This is a genomic window from Azospirillum palustre (genome assembly GCF_002573965.1).
In the GTDB taxonomy this organism is placed as follows: Bacteria; Pseudomonadota; Alphaproteobacteria; order Azospirillales; family Azospirillaceae; genus Azospirillum; species Azospirillum palustre.
The window spans coordinates 604253-623060 of the sequence record NZ_PDKW01000043.1; the positions used below are offsets into that span (position 1 = coordinate 604253).

Genomic DNA, 18808 nt, shown 5'->3' on the forward strand with positions numbered 1-18808 from the left:
CCGTCCCGGGAGAGGGGATCCGTTCATCACGCCGGGACGCAGCAGTCGGCCGGGCAGACGGCGGCGCATTGCGGGCTGTCGAACTGGCCCTGGCATTCGGTGCACTTGGCCGGGTCGATGACGTAGGTGCCCTTCTTCAGGCTGATGGCGATGTTCGGGCACTCGGCCTCGCAGGCGCCGCAGACGGTGCATTCGGCGGACTTGATCTTGTAGGCCATGGCTCTCTCCTTGGGTGATGGGATGGCTGTGGAGGGGGGAAGGGGGTCAGGCGCGGCGTGCGGTCAGCGCCCCGGTGCGGATCACCGCATCCTGGCCGGCACGGGACTGGACGACGCCCTGGCCGAGCCGCTCGGCGTAGTCCTTGAAGTAGGCCAGCGCCGATTCCTCGATGTAGTCGAAGGCGAAGCGGTCGACCGGTTCGATCCCGGCGTCGGCCAGCGACTTGGACGGGCAGCCGCCGATCTTGGCGACGAACACCGCGGTGCAGTCGTTGATGGCGGCCAGCACGCCGTCCAGCGTGTCGACATCGCCCGATCCGCCTTCGCAATACTGGTCGACGCGGCGGTGTCCGACGAACTTGGCGCCGGCCGGGCCGACCTCGTAGATCTGGAATTCCTTTGCGTGGCCGAAATGCTCGTTGATGCGCTCGCCGCCCTTGGTGGCAACGGCGATCAGGATCGGATCGGCCGTGGTGCCGACGCTGTCGCGCACATCGGCCTGTGCCGCGGCCTTCGAGGCATGGCGGCCGGCGCGCTCGGACTCGACATGCTCGCGGTAGGTGCGGCGGGCTTCGTCGTCATAGTCGACGAAGCCCATCGCCTCGATCTTGTCGGCGGTGAATTCCTCGCCGCGGTCCTCGCCCAGCAGGCCGACGGCGTCGGCGCGGCACTGGCGGCAGTGGCGCATCAGCTTGGCCCCGCCCTCGCAGGCGTCCTGCACCACCTTCAGTTCCTGCGCGGTGGGGCCGCGCTGGCCGTTCAAGCCGAAATACGTGCCGTGGGCAGGATCGGAGATCAGCGGCATGATGTTGTGCAGGAAGGCGCCGCGGCTCTTTACCGCCTTGTTCACCTCCAGCAGATGCTCGTCGTTGACCCCGGGGATCATGACCGAGTTCACCTTCACCAGGATGCCGCGCGAGGTCAGCATCTCCAGCCCAAGCATCTGCTGCTCGTGCAGGATCTTGGCGGCGTCCAGCCCGGTCCAGCGCTTGTGCTTGTAGAAGATCCACGGGTAGATCTGCGCGCCGACCTCCGGATCGACCATGTTGATGGTGATGGTCACGTGGTCGATGTTGTACTGCGCGATGGTGTCCACATGATCGGGCAGGGCCAAACCGTTGGTGGACAGGCACAGCTTCAGGTCCGGCGCCTTCTTCTGCAGCATCTCGAAGGTGGCGAAGGTGTTCTTGCCGGCGGCCGCGAGACTGTCGCCGGGGCCGGCGATGCCGATCACAGACAGCTGCGGGATTTCCTGGGCGACGGCGAGGATCTTCTTGAGCGCCTGATCGGGGGTCAGCTTTTCGGAGACCACGCCCGGCCGGCTCTCGTTCGAGCAATCGTATTTGCGGTTGCAGTAGTTGCACTGGATGTTGCAGGCCGGCGCGACCGCGACATGCATGCGGGCGAAATAATGATGCGCCTCTTCCGAGTAGCAGGGATGGTTCTTCACCTTTTCCCACACCGCCGGGTCCATGTCGGCCGGACCGTCCGACGATCCGCAGGACGACGACGAACAGCCGGACGCCGCCTCGGATGCTGCCGGCATCACGGCTGGCGGGGCCAGTTCCCCCAGCCCGAAGATGCTGTCGAGCGAAACCACGTTGCTCATCATCCACTCCTTCCCTGCCGTGCCGGACGACACCGTTGGACGGAAGAATGAAAAGCAAGTTCGGGGCCAAAAGATAAAATGTAGAAATTACAATGACTTGTCTGGATTTGTCGGGGGTGCGGACGCTGTCGTCATTGCGACAATGGCGGGGCGGGCGGAGGGCTTTGTCGGGGTGCCGACAAATCGGTCAGGCCAGTTCGGCGCGGAAGGCGACGACATGGTCCTGCCCTTCATCGCGCGCCTCGGCCCCGAAGCCGATCAGGCCGCTGCCGACCAGCTTGGTCGCATCCCGGCGCAGCACCAGCGGCGGCGACCCGCCGCTGCGGATGAAGGTGCCGTTGGTGGAATGATCGGTCAGCAGGAAGCTTTCGCGGGTGAAGTCGACCACCGCATGCTGGCGCGAGGTCTGGCGCGAGGCGATGCGCAGGCCGCTGCTGTCCTCCCGCCCGATGGTGACGCGGGGCAAGGACTGGCTCAGCGTGATGTCCTGTCCGCGATAGGCGAGGTGCAGCGTCACCATTCTGCGGCCGACCTCCGACACCAGCGAGAAGCCGAGCGTGGTGCTGTCGATGGCGTCCTCGGCATCGTCGCCGGTGCGGATTTGGTGGACGGGGATCGGGGCGGTCTTGCCCTTCATCGCGACGTTGCTCAGCGGCTTGGTCCGGCCGCGCAGGTCGGGCGACAAGCCCTCCACCAGAGCCTGGGTCGCCAGGATCTCGCCCGGCCGGGCGATCTGCTGCACCCGTGCGGCGACGTTGCAGGCGTCGCCATAGAGGTCGCCGACCCCTTCGATCACCGAACCGAAATGGATGCCGATGCGCAGCCGCAGCCCGTACTGCTCCTCGATGCCGATCATCGCGCAGGCGGTGCGGGCGCTGTCGTCGCGCAACGGGAAGGCGGCGAGCAGACCGTCGCCGAGGCTCTTGATGACGCCGCCGCGATTCTCATCCACCAGCCGGCGCAGATGGGCCAGCACCCGCTGCGTCAGCGCCGCGGCGGTGACGTTGCCGACGCGCTCGTACAGCATCGTGCTGTCGGCGATATCGACGAACAGCAGGGCGAGGGGCTTCTCAAGCGAAGGCAAGACGGAAATCCGTTCGACCGGGGTGCATGCCATCGAACCGAAGGCTTGGCAGGGTAACACGAAACCGCCGGGTGCGCGACGGGGGGCCGCCGGAGATGTCCGGCCCCCGGTTCCCGCACCGAGAGTCCGTCTGATGCTTATTGAAGCACCAGACAGACTCCAGGTCTTTGGTTTCCCAGGTCATTCACGCTTCAAGCGAGTCCGCTTGAGCCGATCACACTCTAGAACCGCTTGATCTCGATGTTGTACTTGCGCAGCGCGTAGCTCACCTGACGCGTCGTCATGCCCAGCAGGCGGGCGGCCTTGGCCTGGACCCAGCCGGTCCGTTCCATCGCCCAGATCAGGCGGTCGCGCAGCGGGCCCGACTCCGGCTCGTCCAGCGGCAGGTCGGGCCCGGCCGAGGCCGGTTGCGGAGCCGGGGCGGAGGGGACGGCCGGGGCGGACGCCGCCGGCTGGGGGGTGGGCAGGGGGACGATGGCCGAGGGCGGCAGCGGTTTCGAGGCGCCGCAGACCGGCATCGGTCCGGCCCCGCAGCCCGATGCGCAGGCCGGCCACTGTGCTCCGTTGGGTGCTCCGTTGGCTGCTCCATGCGCCGCCCCGTTGGCGGGAGCCGGCATCGCCGGCGGCATGGCAGGCGTCTGCGGACGCCCCGGCGCGGGAGGCGCGACCGACGGGTTGGTCGGCGTTCCGCTCATCGACGGGGCCAGCCCGCCGACGGCGGCGCCCATGGTGCGGTACTGGAACAGAACCGACGAGTTGCAGAGATTCATGCTGCAGGACAGGTCGGGCACGCGGATGGTGCCGTTGCGGCACTGGGTCGCCGCGCGCTCGATGCAGTTCTCCAGTTCGCGCACGTTGCCGGGCCAGGTGCAGCGGTTCAGCACCTCCAGCGCGTCCTGGGCGATGTCCAGGTTGAGGCCGTTGTCGCGGCCGAACTTGCCGACGAAATGCTTGGCCAGCATGGCGATGTCGCCGCGCCGTTCGCGCAGCGGCGGCAGGTGGATGGTCACCACGTTGATGCGGAAATACAGATCGGCGCGGAACTTGCCGTGGCCGACAGCCTCTTCGAGGTTCAGGTTGGTGGCGCAGATCAGCCGCACGTCGGTCTTGATCGTCTTCGACCCGCCGACCCGCTCGAACTCCTGCTCCTGTAGCACGCGCAGCAGCTTGGCCTGGAAGTTGGAGGAGATGTCGCCGATCTCGTCGAGGAACAGCGTGCCGCCGGAGGCCAGCTCGAACCGGCCCTTGTGGTCCTTCTGCGCCCCGGTGAAGGATCCCTTCTCGTGGCCGAACAGCTCCGATTCCAGAAGCGATTCGGGCAATGCTGCGCAGTTGACGCGGATGAAGGGGGCGTCCTTGCGCGGCGACAGATTGTGGATGGCGCGCGCGATCAGCTCCTTGCCGGTGCCGCTCTCGCCGCGGATCAGCACGGTCGACTTGAAGGGCGCCACCCGGTGCACCTGGGCCAGCACGTCGACCATGTTGGGGCTGGTGCAGACCACGTCGTTGACCGGCGCCACCACCGGCCGCAGCTCCTTCTGGACGCGGAAGGTCTCGCGCATCATGAAGCGCCGCTCCTCCGCCACCGTGCGGTGCAGGCGCACGGTCTGGCCGATCAGGTTGGCGACCATGGTCAGGAAACGGACATCGGAGCCGAAATGGCCGCTGGGGCCGTCGTCGGAGATGCGGTCGATGGTCAGCACGCCGATGACGGCACCGGCCGCCTTGATCGGCACGCCGACCAGCGAGGCCACCTGCTCGTCCAGATCGTCGCGCCCGCCGGAGCGGTTGTTGAACAGCGGCTCCTCGGCAAGGTTGGGCACGACGGCCGGCATGCCGGTCTTCAGGATGCGGCCGCTGATGCCTTCGCCCTGGTTGTAGTCGATCTCCTGCGCCGGCGAATCCTTGGGCAGTCCCTGCGCGGCGACGAGGCGCAGGGCCCCGTCCTCGCCCTGAAGATAGACACGGCCGCGATGCATCTGCAGCTGGTAGGACAGCGCCCGCAGCACCTCGCGCAGGGTCTGTTCCAGATCCAGCGACGACCCGAGGATCTTGCTGACCTCGTAGATCGTCAGCAGCTCCAGGCTGGAGGATGACGCGGACTGGGCAGCACTCGGCATGTTCGATCCCCTCGCTCGGCTGGGGACCCGGGCCAATGTTGGACGGGAGAGTCCAGACATCGCAAGCCGTCGGGTCCCGGCGTCAGCGCCTTGATCCGTACCCCCCGAAAACCGCGGCGGCCGTTGGTCCGGCCATGCCGTTCATGTCCTGTTTTGGAGCCCGTCTTCCAGGCCGGGCATGGCCGCGACTCCGTTCGTACGCTGCCAGCCGGTGGAAAGTGTCCGTGACTGCTCGCGGAAAGGCAAGACTTTTTGCATAGATTCTATTGCGGCGCACAATGACCTTAGCCATTGGTGGAACGGCCGGATCATGTTAATAACTGACTGGTCAGTTATAAAGAGGGGCGCGCCATGCCCTCCCGCAAATCCGGTCCTCCACCCGATTGCCGTCCCGATCTCGCTTCCGATCCGGCTGCGTCCGGCGAACCGCCGCGCTGGCGTCGCCGCAAGGACGCCCGGCCGCAGGAGATCGTCGCCGCCGCGATGGAGGTCTTTGCCGACCGTGGTTTCGCCGCCGCGCGGCTGGAGGAGGTGGCGGCCCGCGCCGGGGTCAGCAAGGGCACGCTCTATCTCTACTTCTCCAGCAAGGAGGAGCTGTTCAAGGCGGTGATCCGCGCCGCCATCCTGCCGAATCTGCAACAGGCCGAAGCACTGGTCGCCTCGGCCGGCGGGCCATGCTTTCCGGTGCTGGAGCGGCTGCTGCGCATGGTGGCGCGGCTGATCGCCACGACGCGCATGGCGGTGATCCCGCGGCTGGTGATCGCCGAAGCCGGCAATTTTCCCGAGCTTGCCGCCTTCTACCACCGGGAGGTGATTTGCCGCGGATTCGGCGTGCTGGGGGGCCTGCTGCGGCGGGGCATGGAGAGCGGCGAGTTCCGTCCGATGGCGCTCGATCCCAGTGTGCGTCTGATCGTCGCACCGCTGCTTATGAGCGCCGTGTGGCGAACCTCCTTCGACGGAGTCGATGGCGAACCGCCCATGGACGTGGCGGCGCTGGTGGAGATGCACATCGGCAACCTGCGCCGGGTGCTGCTGAGCGATGCGGAGCAGAAAACAGGGTGGGCGGGAGCGGGGGAGGATTCGCCATGAGCGGTTTTCTCGGAAGCATCCTGGATGGGCTTGTGGCCATCGCCCTGGCGGTGGGTCTGCCCATCGCGGCCGGCGGGACGCCGCCGCTCGCCCATGGCTATGTCGAGGGGGAGTATCTGCGCATCGCCGCCCCCAGCGCCGGCATGCTGGAAAGCCTGTCGGTCGCCCGCGGGGCACAGGTGGCGGCAGGGGCGCCGCTGTTCGCCATCGACCGTGCCACCGCCAGGGCCGAGCGCGACCGGTTGGCCGCGGCGCTGGCCCAGGCGCGGGCTCAGCGTGCCGACCTCGCCACCGGCAAGCGGGCGCAGGAGGTGGCGGTGCTGACCGCGCAGAAGGCGCGGGCGGAGGCTGCGCTGCGCTATTCCACCACCGAACTGGCCCGCCAGCAGGAACTGGTCGCCCGCAAGGTCTCGTCCCCGGACAAGCTCGATCAGGCGCGCGCCGCCTTCGACCGCGACCGTGGCCAACTGGCGGAGGCGGATGCCCAATTGGCGGTCGCCGCCCTGCCGGCCCGGCCCGAACAGTTGCGGGCTGCCGACGAGGCGGTGACCCAGGCGGAGGCGGCGCTTGCCCAGGCGGAGCGGCGGCTGGCCGATCTGGCTCCCGTCGCCCCGGCGGCGGCCCTGGTCGAGGACACGCTGTACAATCCCGGCGAGTGGGTGCCGGCCGGCTCCCCGGTGGTGTCGCTCCTGCCGCCGGATCGGGTGAAGCTGGTGCTGTTCGTCCCGGAGACCGCCTTGGCGGGTGTGGCGCCGGGCGGTGCCCTGTCGGTGCGTTGCGACGGCTGCCCACCCGGCCTGTCGGCTCGGGTGACACGGATCGCCTCGCAGGCGGAATATACCCCGCCGGTGATCTACAGCGTCGGCAGCCGGGAGAAGCTGGTCTTCCGGGTGGAGGCCCGGATGGAGACGGCAGTGGGCCGGCCGCTGAATCCGGGGCTGCCGGTCGATGTCTGGTTGGCGGCTGTCCGGCCGGCGGGGACGGGGCAATGACGGCGGACAGCCCGGCGGCCACCCCGGCGGCCAATGACGGCCCGGCCATCGACGTGCGCGGTCTGGTCAAGCGCTTCGGCAGCAAGACCGTGGTCGACGATGTGTCGATCCGGGTGGAAACCGGCGAGATCTACGGCTTTCTCGGTCCCAACGGGTCGGGCAAGACCACCACGATCCGGCTGCTGTGCGGCCTGTTGACCCCCGATGCGGGGGAGGGCACCTGCCTTGGCCTCGACATCCGGCGGCACAGTGCGGCGATCAAGCGGCAAGTCGGCTACATGACCCAGAAGTTCAGTTTCTGGGAAGATCTGAGCATCGCCGAGAATCTGGACTTCGTCGCCCGCATGTATGGCCTGCCCGACCGGCGGCGGCGGGTGGTGGAGGCGCTTGACCGGCTGGGCCTGTCCAACCGTCGCACGCAGTTGGCGGGGGAGCTGTCCGGCGGCTGGAAGCAGCGTCTGGCGCTGGCCGCCTGCATCCTGCACGAGCCGAAGCTGCTGCTGCTCGACGAACCGACGGCGGGCGTCGATCCCAAGGCGCGGCGGGAATTCTGGGATGAGATTCACCGGCTGGCCGGCGAGGGTCTGACGGTTCTGGTCAGCACCCATTACATGGACGAGGCGGAACGCTGTCACCGCATCGCCTACATCGCCTACGGCACGCTGATGACGCACGGAACGGTCGATCAGGTGATTGCCGGGTCGGGCCTGCACACCCGTCTGGTCGCGGGCAACGGCCTGCACCGCATCGCCGCGGCGCTGGAGGGGCGGCCGGGAGTGGAAATGGTGGCGGTCTTCGGAAGCCGCCTGCATGTCAGCGGAACCGATGCCTCAGCCCTGGATAGTGCGCTCACCCCCTGGATGGGGCAGCCGGAGCTGCGGATCACCGCGACGGAACCGACGCTGGAAGACGTCTTCATCCATCTGATGAACCGCAGCACCGACAATTTCCGGTGACGGATTACTCGGTCTGGGCCGAGGTGACGCCGGTGTTCTTGTTCCACTTCAGCGTCAGCTTGGAGAGCTGGCAAAGGTTCAGCCCCTGCCACACCGCCGACTCGCCGTCGTCATAGACGACCTTCATGTCCCACTTGCAGGTGCTCTCGGCCTTGGCGAAGGCAACCTCGAAGTACTCGCCGTCGTTCAGGACATCGCGGCCGAGGATATCCTCGTCCCAGCTGTTGTTGTTGTTTTCCGAAACGTAGATGTGCTTCAGCGGGTAGCCGGTCTTGTTGACGATCGTGAAGTCCTGCTGGCCGGCAAACGCCGCGCCATGCATCAGAAACAGCGAGGACGCAACGAGCAGGGCCTTGGCAGCAACGTTCTTCAAGATGATCTCCGTGGGGGGGAAATTGGATCGTGGTGAAATCTGTGCATCGCAATCGAGGATCGTCAACCATTGAGTTAACCCAAGAGTTTGTTGCAACACTGAAGCATTATTTCTTTTGTTTGTAAGAAAACAACCTTTGGCGGAGTGCCCGGCATGGACGGAGCCTTTGACCGGGCAATTGCGCCGCAACGTCAGGGCGTCGGCCGCCACAGGATCGCCCCGCCGCCCCGCCGTCGATTTGCCGGTTGCAAGAGGCCAATGGTCGCAAGCGCTTGGCGCGTCGTGCTCTTTGTCGCGGCGCACACAATGTGGTACATGATGAAAACCGGCCGGAAAGGCCGGTCAAGATCATGACCAAGTTCTGGACCGCAGCCGGTCCCGCCGGGGCGGTCCCAATCCAGGGGAAGGAACAACGCATGTCGGGTTTCAAGGACGCGCCGCCGGATGACCGGTCGGAACTGACGCCGGAGCAGGAAAGCGCCATCCGCATCGTCGCCAACAACCTGCACCGCCTGAACGACGCCGTCGTCAAGGCGGTCGAGGCCGGCGTGACGGTCGAGCTGATGCGCACCGCCCGTTACCACAACGAGACCGGCAACTGGGGCGACCAGCTCACCCCGGTGATCCGTCCCGGCAAGTGATCCTTTCCGGCCGATCCGGCCGGACGCTTGGCGAAAAGGCCGCATCCGTCCAGCGGATGGCGGCCTTTTTTCGTATGTCGACAAAGTTTCGGCGTGGACGGAAGGAAGGCTGGTCGCCGGCAGCGGCGGGCACAAGCTTGTTGGGCATTCCGCTATCGATGCGAGGCCCCAGCCATGCTGTCACGCGACCCCGAACGGCGCGCAGCCGCCAGCCGTGAGCAGACCGACCGCCGTACGGTTCAGTCCGCTTGCGATCCCGACACCAGGCCCGGCGACCGGCCGCTGACGCCGGGCGAAGTCAACGCGATGTGGAAGCTGAACCGCCTGGAGCAGCCGACCTTCGACGATCTGACCCGCGGCCTGTGCCTTGGCCTGGTGTGGTGCATGGCGCTGTGGACGCCGATGTTCGTCAGCGCGCTTACCTGATCCCGTCCGCCGCCCCGCCACCCTGTCCGGTCCGGGTCAGCGACCGGATTCGCGCTGCCAACTGGTCGGGGGTGAAGGGCTTCGCCAGCACCGATGCGGTGTCGGCGCCCATAGTGGCCAGCGATTCGGGGCTGTAGCCGGAGGCCAGCAGGACCCGCAGCTGCGGCCAGTGTTCGCGGATGTGGCGGGCAAGGTCGATCCCGGAAACGCCGCCCGGCATCACGACGTCCGACACCACAAGATCGAAGTTTCGGTCGGTCTCCAGCAGAGCCAGCGCCGTGACGCCGTCTTCCGCGGTCTCGACCGAGAAGCCTTCCTGGGTCAGTCCTTCCACCGTCGCCATCAGCACCAGCGGATTGTCCTCCACCACCAGGATGCGCAGCGGGCGGATGTCAGCGACCGGGGCCGCCGGGAGAGGGGCCGGCTCCTCCGGCCTGGCGTCGGTCAGCGGCAGGTCGATGCACACATGCGTGCCCTCGCCGGGCCGGCTGTCGATGGTGGCGCTGCCGCCGGACTGGCGGGCGAATCCATAGACCATCGACAGGCCGAGCCCCGTTCCCTTGCCGACCCCCTTGGTGGTGAAGAAGGGGTCGAAGGCGCGGGCCATCACGTCGGGCGGCATGCCGGCGCCGGAGTCTGAGACCTCGATGCGGACGGTGCGCGGCTGTGGGCTCAGGGCCGCAGCGATGGGGCCCGTACCGATGGGCGCGGCGGCGATGCGGATTCGGCCGCCGCCGGGCATGGCATCGCGGGCGTTCAGCACCAGGTTCAGCACCGCCATTTCCAACTGAACCTGATCGACGGCGACCGCCATCGGCTCCGGGGCGATGTCCCACTCCAGCACGACGTCCGCCCGGACGGAGCGTTCCAGCAGGTCGGCCATCCGGCGCAGGCTGTCGCCCAGATCGACCACCGTCGGGTTGACGGCATCCTGGCGCGAGAAGGACAGCAGTTGCCGTGTCAGCTTCTCCGCCCGCTCCAGCGCGGTCCGCGCCCCGGCCAGGAAACGCTGGCCGTCGGCCGGCAGATGGCGGGCCAGCAGATGCAGGTTGGCGAGCGCCGCGGTCAGCAGATTGTTGAAGTCATGCGCCACCCCACCGGTCAACTGGCCCAGCGCCTCCATCTTCTGGCTCTGGCGCAGCGCCTCTTCCAGCCTTTCGCGGTTGCGCACCTCCTCCGCCCAGCGCTGGACCGCGGCGTTTTCGGAGGCGGCGCGGCTGTAGGCAAGCCAGGCGAGAAGCGCCAGCGCCAGCGTCGCCGGAGCGACGAAGGCGGCATCGAGCGCCATGTTCCGCCACCAGGACCGGGTGACCTGCGTCCCGTCCAGCCCATAGACAACGTAGATTGGGAAGGCGCCGACCCGCTTGTAGGCGAACACGCGCTCCAGACCCTGCACAATGCTGTTGCCGGTGTGGAAAATTCCCTCGTCCGGCTGGCGGCGGATCTCGGCGCGCAGGCCGCGGTCGGCCGGCAGGGTCGGCAGGGTCGCGTTCGGCCGCGTCGGGTCGAGGGTCGGGAAGCGCATCAGCATCGCGCCGTCGTCGCGGATCAGTGCGATGGATTCTCCTTCGGTGCCGATGATCCGCCGGTAGAAGCTGGCGAAATAGTCCGGATCGACGATGGCGGCGATCATCCCGTCGAAACTGCCGTCGGGACCGCCGGGACCGCTGCGGCGCCGGCTGATGCCGAAGCTGGGCTTGCCGCTGGTGGGGTCGACGACCGGGCCGGCGATGAGCAGGCCGGAATCCTGTTCCCGCTGCTCCCGGAAATCCGCGCGGTCGCCGATGTAGCTGTTGCGTGCAGGGAAGACCAGGCTGGAGTTGCGCACGAACCCGTCGGGATCGGTCAGGCCGATGGCGCCGATCTGCTCAAGCTCGCCTTCCAGGGTCTTCAGATAGCGGTGCAGCGGCTCCGACTCGGCGATCTCGCGCCAGCTGCGCCCATGGATGCGCTCGTCCACCCGGTCCAGCACCTGGGACATGGTGTCGAACACCTTCAGCACATGCTCGTGCAGGATCAGGGCGTTCTTGCTGCTGTTCCGCTCGGCCTCGTCCTGAGCCTCCCACCGCTCGCGCCAGCCGATGCCGGCGAACAGCACGAGCGGCAGCGCGACCGACACAGCCAGCAGAAGGCGCAGAAGGCGCAGGGCCCCCCTGCGGTCGGTCCGACTGTCGAGGTTGCGAACGGGCATCACCAACCATTGCCAGGAAAAAGGAAGCTTGCCGGCCATCGGCGGCACAGGACAGGCCACTGGGCAGACCGCCGGTCGACCCCGTTCCGGTCACCATGGCCGAAGCATCGAAGGGTGGGCAACTCTGACTTTAAGGCAGGGCGGCGATGGCGGATCGCAGTTCGGCGTTTACGGATCGCAGGTGCAGGCGCGGGGAAAGCGCCCTTCCGTCCAGCGTCGGCGGCGGCGGACATCGGAATCGTCATCGGCCGGGCGGGGCAGCCCGCACAGATCGCCCAGCCGGTCCCGCAGATCGTCGAGATGGGCATTGGTGAGGATGGCGATGCCGGCGAAGAAGGGTTCGCGGCAACGGGTTGCGACGCGGCTGCAGAAATCGGGCATCCAGCGCAGCGGGTGGCGGTCGAGGAAGCGGACGGCGTCGAGCGTGCGCCCGCGGTCGAGCAGCGCGGCCAGAACGGCCAGTTCCGCGGCGACGTGATCGTCCGCCAGCCGGTCCAGTGGCGGCAGGCGCAGTTCCGCCTCCAGGCCGGTGCGCCAGCGCAGCAGGGAGGCGGCGGCATCGCCCCGCAACCTCTCCTCCAGCCACGGACCTTCGGTCGGACAGGCCCGCAGCCCGCCGTTGAGGTAGATGTCGGCGAAATCGGCGACCAGCGGGGCGAGGCTGCGGCGGGTGATCCGGTCCGGCAGATCGCTCACCACCTCGTCCACCAGGGCGGCGGCCTGCTGGGAGTCGTCGCGGTCGAGCGCCAGCGGACCGCGGCCGACCGGGTCGCGCCGCACCGTCTCCAGCAGGGCGGCGGTCGGTTCTTCGGCATGCAGGCGGACGAGGAAACGCAGGCCCTGGGATGAGGCGGCCAGATCGAGGGTGCTGGGAACGGGGGCACCTGCGATGCCGGCACCATCCTCATGATGGCCGTCCTGACGATGGGGTGGCAAGGCGGCCTCTAGAACCGTGCTGTCCACGCTGTTCCTCCCGGCATTCGGGCCGGATCGGACATGTGCCGGGGCCGGGCCGCATGGGAACGCTGCACGAATGGATTTCGTGTCTTATGGATTTCTTCCAGCGCCGCGGCTTCCGGGCGGAGTGTTCGTCCGAACGTTTGCGCGATCTGTTGCAAGTCTCTACTACCAGCGGGACAAGCATCGGTCAACTTGGCCGATGGACGGGGGAAAGACGTGGACCGGCTGTTGCCTTGCGACACGATGTCCTGCCTTATCGCAAGTCACCGTCCCCCACAGGAGTTCCCGCCGCCATGCCGCTTCCCCCGATCGAACAGGCCGATGCCACCCCGGAGGTCCGCGCCGTCTACGACGACATCAAGGCGGCGCGCAACGTCCCCGACGTGAACAATTTCTGGAAGGCGGTTGCCCACCATCCGCCGACCCTGGCTCGGACCTGGGAGAGCCTGAAGGAGGTGATGGCGCCCGGTGCGCTCGACCCGCTGGTGAAGGAAATGATCTTCGTCGCGGTCAGCGTCACCAACAACTGCCAGTATTGCATCCGCTCGCACGAGGCGGCGGCGCGGCGTCTGGGCATGACCGACGCGCAGTTCGGCGAACTGATTGCGGTGGTGGGCATGGCGAACGAGACCAACCGCCTCGCCGTCGGCTATCAGGTCGAGTTGGACGAGCGGCTGAAGTAAGCCGCATCAGGCGGCGCGCGGCAGCGCCCGTGCCGCCTCGTCCGGTCGGCGCTGAGACAGGCGGCGCTGGGGCAGGCCGTTGATCAGGTCGCTGCGCACGGTGAAGTGGGCGGTGCTGCGGCCGTCGCCCAATTCCTCGCTGGCGATGCGCTCCACCCGCACCTCCACGTCCCAGCCGATGTTGGCCCAGGCGGTGCGGATGCGGCGGGCCAGTTCTTTGGCGCCGCGCTCGCTGAAGCTGTCGAGCCGCCCGCCCGACGGGCCGGGATGGAAGCGCGGATAGAGCTGGGGCATTGCCTTGTCTCCTCGATCGACTGTGGTGCGCCGGAGATGTCCGCCGCTTCGCCGAACGAAGGAATAGTCCAAATTGGACTATCAGGACCAGGAAAAGCCGATACCGTTGCGGTATGCCGTTCAGGGCTCCTGCAAGCCGACCACGGTATGCAGGGTATCGATCTCTTCAATCGGAACGGGAAACTCGCGGTCGGCAGGCCGGTATTCGCGCAGGATCACCATGTCGGGGCCTCGCCGTACGAACTCCTTCACCAGCACCGCCTTGTTGCATTTGACCACCACAACCCCGGACCCTGCCGCCGGCGGCTTGTGCGGGTTGACGTGCAGAAGTTGCGCCGGGCGGAAACGCGGCATCATCGAGTCGCCGACCACATACATGGCGTAGGGATCACGGGCGTTCTTCAGGTAATCGGGCCGTGCGATCCAGTCGATGGGGCCGTCTTCCAGAAACATTTCCTGATCCACGCCGCCGCGCGCCGCCGCCCGCACCGGCATCGAGGCCGCAGCCTGTGCCTGCGGAAGCGGTGCTGTGCGGAGGAGCGGCGGAAGCGACGGGCGGGCCGGGCGCATGGAAGCCGTCTGGGCCGTCGCGGCGGCCGGCCCGTCGAGACCGAGCAGAACCGCCGGCTCGACGCCCAGCGGCCCGGCCAGCTTGACCGCCCAGTCGACGGTCAACTTGCGCTGGCCGGTTTCCAGCTTGTTGATCTGTGGCTGGGAGGTGCCGGCCATCTCGGCCAGCTTTTCCTGGCTCAGCCCGGCGGCCTGCCGCAGTTCGCGCATTGTGGTCATGGGCTGTTCATACCAAAACGGCTTCGGAAAGTCCATCGCAACGGAATAAATCCAGTTGCGCGCAGAAGCCTGCTTGGTCTAAACCATTGCGGTATGACGCTCGACGATTGGCTCAACCGGACCGCAACCAAGGAAGAGGCCTTTGCCGCCCTGATCGGGACGAGCCAGGCGACGGTCAACCGTTACCGCCATGGCCGCCGCGTTCCCCGTCCCGCCGTGATGGCCCGAATCGCCGCAGCCACCGGCGGACAGGTAACGGCGAACGACTTCCATGGGCTGGGTGACGGGCAGGGGCCAGGGTGACGAAGCGGAACGCACGCAACAAAAAAGGCCCTCTCCCGGTGGGAAAGGGCCTCTCCTGTAATACTGCCGCTCTTACGAGAACAGGCTCGACACCGACCGCTCCTCGCTGATGCGCATGATGGCTTCGGCGAGCAGGGGGGCGATGGTCAACTGGCGGATGTTGCGCGAAACGCGCACCGCCTCGGTCGCCTGGATGCTGTCGGTGGTGACCAGCTGCTCCAGCGGCGACACGGCGACGCGGGCGACCGCACCGCCGGACAGGACGCCGTGAGTGCAGAAGGCGTGGACCGACTTGGCACCGGCTTCCATCAGGGCGACGGCGGCGTTGCACAGCGTGCCGCCCGAGTCGACGATGTCGTCGATCAGGATGCAGCGGCGGCCGTTGGCGTCGCCGATGATGTTCATCACCTCCGACACGCCGGCGCGCTCACGCCGCTTGTCGATGATCGCCAGATCGGCGTCCAGGCGCTTGGCCAGGGCGCGGGCGCGCACCACGCCACCGACGTCCGGCGACACGATGGTGATCTCATCGATGCTCTCGAAGGACTGGCGGATGTCCTTCTCGAAGACCGGAGCGGCCATCAGGTTGTCGGTCGGGATGTCGAAGAAGCCCTGGATCTGCCCAGCGTGCAGATCCATCGTCAGCACGCGGTTGGCGCCGGCCTGGGTGATCAGGTTGGCGACCAGCTTGGCCGAGATCGGCGTGCGCGGGCCGGTCTTGCGATCCTGGCGGGCGTAGCCGTAGTAGGGGATGACCGCCGTGATGCGCCGGGCCGACCCGCGCCGAAGCGCATCGATCGTCACCAGCAGTTCCATCAGGTTGTCGTTGGCCGGGAACGAGGTCGACTGGACGACGAACACGTCCTCGCCGCGCACGTTCTCCAGGATCTCGACGAAAACCTCCATGTCGGAAAAACGGCGGACGCTGGCTTTGGTCAGCGGCACGCCGAGACAGGTGGAGATCGCCTCGGCCAGCGGACGGTTGCTGTTGCCGGCAAGCACCTTCATCGGGGTCGGCTCTCTTTGCAGGGAAACGGCTCAAGGCACGTTCGCCGCTTGCGCGCCGGCGCCCCTTGAAAACGGGGCGGACCATAACAAAGGGTCGGCCCCATGTAAACGTTCCATGACGGTCGGGACTTTCCCCATTGGGGAATGCCGCCCTGCGCGGGCGGCATGACCATGGCCGTTCCGCCCACCCGTTCGCGCCGTTTCAGTTCTGCAGGACGATGGCCGAGAGGCCGCGGCCGTAATCCGCCTCTCCCCGAAGGCAGGAGCGGCGATAGCTGAAGAAGCGATCCTCCTCGGCCACCGTATCGTTGGGGCAGCGCTGGATCACCGTGACGCCGGAGTCGCCCAGCCGGCGGGTGACGTAGGCCGCCAGATCGAACAGGAAATGGCCGGGCTTGCGCGCGGGGGCGAAATAATCGCGGTTGCGGGCATCCTCCTCCTCGAACGGGGTCGGGAATTCCGGCCCCACCTCGTAGGAGCGCTGGGCGATGCAGGGACCGATGCAGGCGACGATCCGGTTCGGCTTCGCTCCCAGTTCCACCATGCGGGCGACGGTCGCCTCGATGACGCCGCCCTTGGCGCCCTTCCAGCCGGCATGAGCAGCGCCGATCACCCGCGCCTTGCTGTCGGCGAACAGGACGGGCGCGCAGTCGGCGGTCAGGATGCCCAGCGCGATGCCCGACTGCCGGGTCGCCATGGCGTCCGCCTTCGGTGCCGTTTCCGGAGTCCAGGGCTCTTCCACCACGACGCAGGTCGGGCTGTGGACCTGATAGCAGGTGATGAGGTTGGCGGGCGTCACCTCCATGCGCGCGGCGGCGCGGGCGCGGTTCTCATGCACGGCCGCGGCGGAGTCGTTGGACCCCAGCCCGCAGTTCAATGAGGCGTAGAGCCCGGTGGACACCCCGCCGGTGCGGGTGAAAAAGGCGTGTCTGATATGGGTGATGTCGTTCAGCGCGCCGAGTGTGATCACGAACGCCGTCCTTCCCTGTTCTGTGGCCCCCATGCCCGGCAATCATGCCCGACAGGGCAGGGGACGCGATGCACGGTCCGCCCGGATTGTGTTTCTGGCGGTTATGGTGCGGTGTCTCTGACCCGGTTTCTGCGTCCGCCGGTCAAAAGCCGGCCGGGGGAGAGTCGGCGAAGGCTCCGGGCGTGGCGAACGCGACCAGCTTGAACAGCCTGCCCATTTGCGCGGGATCGATCAAGCGGTCCAGCGCGCCGCGGATGTCCTGCGCCTGGGCCGGGCTGGCCTTTGCCGCCAGGGCGGATGCGCGCTGGCGGATGCCCAGCCGGCTCAGCCATTCCCCCTGTTCGGCCACGCCGAAGGATTGGGCGCCGCCCTCCCGCGCCGCGGCGGCGATTGCGGCGAAATCGACATGGGCCGTCAGGTCGGCCTCGCCCGGCGCCTCCAGCACCGGGGCGTAGGCATGGCGTCGCATCGCCTGCAGCGTGTCGCCGACCGCCGGGCCGTGGGCGTAACCATAGTCGATGGCCAGCGCCGCACCGGGGGCTGCGGCCAGCCGGGTGCCGATCAGCCGCGCCACCGCCTGCGAGGCGGGGGAGACCTCGACGACGCTGCCGTCGGGCGCCTCACGCAGCGCATCCGGCACCAGCCGGTTGCCGGAACTGCCGAAGGCCTCCAGCACGAAGCGGAAGCGTGGATCGTCCTCGGTGCTGGCGGGCTCGACATCGACCAGCCGCTCAAACCAGCCATAGTTGGTCTTCTGGACCTGACGGATCGGCAGGGCGTCGAAGAACTCGTTGGCGATCAGGATGGTCGGGCCGTCCGGCACATCGTCCAGCCGGTCATGCCAGTGGATCGCGTCGCCCAGGATGGGCTGCAATGTCTGGCGCTGCCGCTCCCGCAGGGACGGGCTGGTTTCCACCAGATGGACGATGGCGTTGTCGCGGAACAGCGGCAGAACCGCTGCCGCCCGCAGCACGTCGGCCATCAGAGTGCCGCGGCCGGGCCCAAGCTCCACCAGATGGAAGGGGCCGGGACCGCCCAGCCTTGCCCAGCTGTCGACGCACCAGAGCCCGACCAGCTCGCCGAACATCTGGCTGATTTCCGGCGCGGTGGTGAAATCGCCGCCCGTGCCGAACGGGTCCCGGCGCATGTAGTAGCCGAAGCGCGGATGGCCCAGCGCCTCCGCCATGAAGGTGCCAACGCTGACCGGGCCGTCCATGACGATGCGGCGGGCCAGCAGGCGGGCCAGCGTTTCCTGACCGGCGCTTTCGTCCGCCATGGCGTCAGGCCGGGATGGCGTGGCGCCGGCCGCGCAGGACCAGCCACAGGCCGATTGCCAGCATCGGCAGCGACAGCAGCTGTCCCATCGTGGCGCCGGCGAACAGGAAGCCCAGCTGCGGGTCGGGTTCGCGGAAGAACTCGACCGTGATGCGCGACAGGCCGTAGCCGATCAGGAACAGCCCGCCGATCGTGCCCGGCCGGTTGCGCAGCGCCGGGCTGCGGATGGCGATCGCCAGCAGGATGAACAGAACCACGCCTTCCAGGGCCGCCTCGTAGAGCTGGCTCGGATGGCGCGGCACCTGCAGCGGGTCGCGCGGGAAGACCATGGCGTAGGCGAAATCGGGCGCCGGCCGGCCATACAGCTCGCCATTGATGAAGTTGGCGATGCGGCCGAAGAACAGCCCGATGGGCGCACAGGCGGCGATGATGTCGCCGAAGACGAAGGGCGAGATGCCGCGCCGCCAGCAGAACAGCGCAATCGCGGTCAGCACGCCGACCATGCCGCCGTGGAAGGACATGCCGCCATGCCAGACCTGAACCGCGTCCAGCGGGTTTTCCAGATAATAGGGCAGGTTGTAGAACAGCACATAACCGAGACGCCCGCCCAGGATGGTGCCGATCACCGCCCAGGTCAGGAAGTCGTCGAACTCCTCCGGGTTCGGCCGGCGGTCGGGATCGAGTCGCGCCAGCCCCAGGCAATAGCGCCAGCCCAGCACGAAGCCGGCCAGATAGGCCAGCGCATACCAGCGGACGACGACCGGGCCGAGGGAAAAGGCGACCGGGTCGATGGTGGGGAAGGCCACGACAGGCAGGGTGGCGAGCAT

General features: G+C 67.7%; 20 protein-coding genes. 7 read left to right on the plus strand and 13 right to left on the minus strand.

The annotated features are described in order from the left end of the window. Window positions 1-26: 26 nt before the first annotated feature. The 4 genes from CRT60_RS25185 to nifA all read right to left on the minus strand — a co-directional run bounded on the left by CRT60_RS25185 (window position 27) and on the right by nifA (window position 5031). On the minus strand, window positions 27-218 hold the full coding sequence (locus tag CRT60_RS25185) for a 4Fe-4S dicluster domain-containing protein (RefSeq protein ID WP_014248512.1): 192 nt from the start codon (window positions 216-218) through the stop codon (window positions 27-29). Between the two features lie 46 nt (window positions 219-264). Then, a complete protein-coding gene (nifB, locus tag CRT60_RS25190) occupies window positions 265-1830 on the minus strand; it encodes a nitrogenase cofactor biosynthesis protein NifB (RefSeq protein ID WP_425290418.1) in 1566 nt (521 codons plus the stop codon). A 184-nt stretch (window positions 1831-2014) separates the two neighbouring features. Then, a complete protein-coding gene (locus tag CRT60_RS25195; RefSeq protein WP_244592746.1) occupies window positions 2015-2911 on the minus strand; it encodes an adenylate/guanylate cyclase domain-containing protein in 897 nt (298 codons plus the stop codon). Window positions 2912-3132: 221 nt separating this feature from the next. Then, the gene (gene nifA / locus CRT60_RS25200) at window positions 3133-5031 is read right to left on the minus strand and encodes a nif-specific transcriptional activator NifA (RefSeq protein ID WP_098739288.1); all 1899 of its coding nucleotides are present in this window, start codon (window positions 5029-5031) and stop codon (window positions 3133-3135) included. A 351-nt stretch (window positions 5032-5382) separates the two neighbouring features. On the opposite strand from nifA, the gene CRT60_RS25205 reads away from it, so the two are divergent. Genes CRT60_RS25205 through CRT60_RS25215 form a run of 3 tightly spaced genes read left to right on the plus strand, consistent with a single transcriptional unit; the run spans window position 5383 to window position 8068 of the window. Continuing rightward, window positions 5383-6120: a TetR/AcrR family transcriptional regulator gene (locus tag CRT60_RS25205; protein WP_098739289.1), complete on the plus strand. Its 738-nt coding sequence runs from the start codon at window positions 5383-5385 to the stop codon at window positions 6118-6120. After that, complete coding sequence (locus tag CRT60_RS25210; protein ID WP_098739290.1) at window positions 6117-7112, plus strand: HlyD family secretion protein; 996 nt, start codon at window positions 6117-6119, stop codon at window positions 7110-7112. The genes CRT60_RS25205 and CRT60_RS25210 overlap by 4 nt, the downstream gene beginning before the upstream one ends. Then, window positions 7109-8068 (plus strand): ABC transporter ATP-binding protein, encoded by a 960-nt coding sequence (locus CRT60_RS25215; protein WP_098739291.1) that lies wholly within the window; start codon window positions 7109-7111, stop codon window positions 8066-8068. Before CRT60_RS25210 ends, CRT60_RS25215 begins: the two co-directional genes overlap by 4 nt. Window positions 8069-8072: 4 nt before the next feature. Here CRT60_RS25215 and CRT60_RS25220 read toward each other — a convergent pair whose 3' ends face one another. Next, window positions 8073-8441 carry a hypothetical protein gene (locus CRT60_RS25220; RefSeq protein WP_244592747.1) on the minus strand — a complete coding sequence of 123 codons (369 nt, stop codon included), beginning with the start codon at window positions 8439-8441 and terminating at the stop codon, window positions 8073-8075. A gap of 416 nt (window positions 8442-8857) precedes the next feature. On the opposite strand from CRT60_RS25220, the gene CRT60_RS25225 reads away from it, so the two are divergent. After that, window positions 8858-9082 carry an SMc00767 family acetate metabolism repressor gene (locus CRT60_RS25225; RefSeq protein WP_042443767.1) on the plus strand — a complete coding sequence of 75 codons (225 nt, stop codon included), beginning with the start codon at window positions 8858-8860 and terminating at the stop codon, window positions 9080-9082. Window positions 9083-9256: 174 nt separating this feature from the next. After that, a complete protein-coding gene (locus tag CRT60_RS25230) occupies window positions 9257-9508 on the plus strand; it encodes a hypothetical protein (protein ID WP_098739292.1) in 252 nt (83 codons plus the stop codon). On the opposite strand, the gene CRT60_RS25235 is transcribed toward CRT60_RS25230, so the two are convergent. Further along, window positions 9501-11699 (minus strand): hybrid sensor histidine kinase/response regulator, encoded by a 2199-nt coding sequence (locus tag CRT60_RS25235; RefSeq protein ID WP_098741025.1) that lies wholly within the window; start codon window positions 11697-11699, stop codon window positions 9501-9503. The genes CRT60_RS25230 and CRT60_RS25235 overlap by 8 nt on opposite strands. Window positions 11700-11867: 168 nt before the next feature. After that, window positions 11868-12662: a TorD/DmsD family molecular chaperone gene (locus CRT60_RS25240; RefSeq protein WP_244592748.1), complete on the minus strand. Its 795-nt coding sequence runs from the start codon at window positions 12660-12662 to the stop codon at window positions 11868-11870. A 290-nt stretch (window positions 12663-12952) separates the two neighbouring features. Between CRT60_RS25240 and CRT60_RS25245 the strand changes: the two genes are divergently transcribed. After that, entirely contained in the window at window positions 12953-13342 is a 390-nt protein-coding gene (locus tag CRT60_RS25245) for a carboxymuconolactone decarboxylase family protein (protein WP_098739294.1), read from the plus strand. Window positions 13343-13348: 6 nt separating this feature from the next. Here the strand turns inward: CRT60_RS25245 and CRT60_RS25250 are convergent, their stop codons facing one another. Continuing rightward, window positions 13349-13636, minus strand: a complete 288-nt coding sequence (locus tag CRT60_RS25250; protein ID WP_098739295.1) for a hypothetical protein — start codon at window positions 13634-13636, stop codon at window positions 13349-13351. A 120-nt stretch (window positions 13637-13756) separates the two neighbouring features. Continuing rightward, window positions 13757-14425: an XRE family transcriptional regulator gene (locus CRT60_RS25255; protein WP_098739296.1), complete on the minus strand. Its 669-nt coding sequence runs from the start codon at window positions 14423-14425 to the stop codon at window positions 13757-13759. A gap of 93 nt (window positions 14426-14518) precedes the next feature. Here CRT60_RS25255 and CRT60_RS25260 point away from each other — a divergent pair, with 93 nt between their 5' ends. Continuing rightward, a complete protein-coding gene (locus tag CRT60_RS25260; protein ID WP_098739297.1) occupies window positions 14519-14728 on the plus strand; it encodes a helix-turn-helix domain-containing protein in 210 nt (69 codons plus the stop codon). A 72-nt stretch (window positions 14729-14800) separates the two neighbouring features. Here CRT60_RS25260 and CRT60_RS25265 read toward each other — a convergent pair whose 3' ends face one another. The 4 genes from CRT60_RS25265 to lgt form a co-directional block, all read right to left on the minus strand. Next, complete coding sequence (locus CRT60_RS25265) at window positions 14801-15736, minus strand: ribose-phosphate pyrophosphokinase (RefSeq protein WP_063635101.1); 936 nt, start codon at window positions 15734-15736, stop codon at window positions 14801-14803. Window positions 15737-15938: 202 nt separating this feature from the next. Continuing rightward, window positions 15939-16706: a peptidoglycan editing factor PgeF gene (gene pgeF / locus CRT60_RS25270; protein WP_098739298.1), complete on the minus strand. Its 768-nt coding sequence runs from the start codon at window positions 16704-16706 to the stop codon at window positions 15939-15941. Between the two features lie 142 nt (window positions 16707-16848). Continuing rightward, window positions 16849-17982 (minus strand): class I SAM-dependent methyltransferase, encoded by a 1134-nt coding sequence (locus CRT60_RS25275; protein WP_098739299.1) that lies wholly within the window; start codon window positions 17980-17982, stop codon window positions 16849-16851. Between the two features lie 4 nt (window positions 17983-17986). Continuing rightward, a complete protein-coding gene (lgt, locus tag CRT60_RS25280; RefSeq protein ID WP_098739300.1) occupies window positions 17987-18808 on the minus strand; it encodes a prolipoprotein diacylglyceryl transferase in 822 nt (273 codons plus the stop codon).

Coding starts and splice junctions, on each gene's coding strand:
- CRT60_RS25265 (WP_063635101.1), bottom strand. CDS start 15,736: ATGAAGGTGCTTGCCGGCAACAGCAACCGTCCGCTGGCCGAGGCGATC.
- CRT60_RS25260 (WP_098739297.1), top strand. CDS start 14,519: ATGACGCTCGACGATTGGCTCAACCGGACCGCAACCAAGGAAGAGGCC.
- CRT60_RS25255 (WP_098739296.1), bottom strand. CDS start 14,425: ATGACCACAATGCGCGAACTGCGGCAGGCCGCCGGGCTGAGCCAGGAA.
- CRT60_RS25275 (WP_098739299.1), bottom strand. CDS start 17,982: ATGGCGGACGAAAGCGCCGGTCAGGAAACGCTGGCCCGCCTGCTGGCC.
- CRT60_RS25185 (WP_014248512.1), bottom strand. CDS start 218: ATGGCCTACAAGATCAAGTCCGCCGAATGCACCGTCTGCGGCGCCTGC.
- lgt (WP_098739300.1), bottom strand. CDS start 18,808: ATGCTCGCCACCCTGCCTGTCGTGGCCTTCCCCACCATCGACCCGGTC.
- nifA (WP_098739288.1), bottom strand. CDS start 5,031: ATGCCGAGTGCTGCCCAGTCCGCGTCATCCTCCAGCCTGGAGCTGCTG.
- CRT60_RS25215 (WP_098739291.1), top strand. CDS start 7,109: ATGACGGCGGACAGCCCGGCGGCCACCCCGGCGGCCAATGACGGCCCG.
- CRT60_RS25230 (WP_098739292.1), top strand. CDS start 9,257: ATGCTGTCACGCGACCCCGAACGGCGCGCAGCCGCCAGCCGTGAGCAG.
- CRT60_RS25225 (WP_042443767.1), top strand. CDS start 8,858: ATGTCGGGTTTCAAGGACGCGCCGCCGGATGACCGGTCGGAACTGACG.
- CRT60_RS25235 (WP_098741025.1), bottom strand. CDS start 11,699: ATGCCCGTTCGCAACCTCGACAGTCGGACCGACCGCAGGGGGGCCCTG.
- CRT60_RS25250 (WP_098739295.1), bottom strand. CDS start 13,636: ATGCCCCAGCTCTATCCGCGCTTCCATCCCGGCCCGTCGGGCGGGCGG.
- CRT60_RS25205 (WP_098739289.1), top strand. CDS start 5,383: ATGCCCTCCCGCAAATCCGGTCCTCCACCCGATTGCCGTCCCGATCTC.
- nifB (WP_425290418.1), bottom strand. CDS start 1,830: ATGATGAGCAACGTGGTTTCGCTCGACAGCATCTTCGGGCTGGGGGAA.
- CRT60_RS25245 (WP_098739294.1), top strand. CDS start 12,953: ATGCCGCTTCCCCCGATCGAACAGGCCGATGCCACCCCGGAGGTCCGC.
- CRT60_RS25210 (WP_098739290.1), top strand. CDS start 6,117: ATGAGCGGTTTTCTCGGAAGCATCCTGGATGGGCTTGTGGCCATCGCC.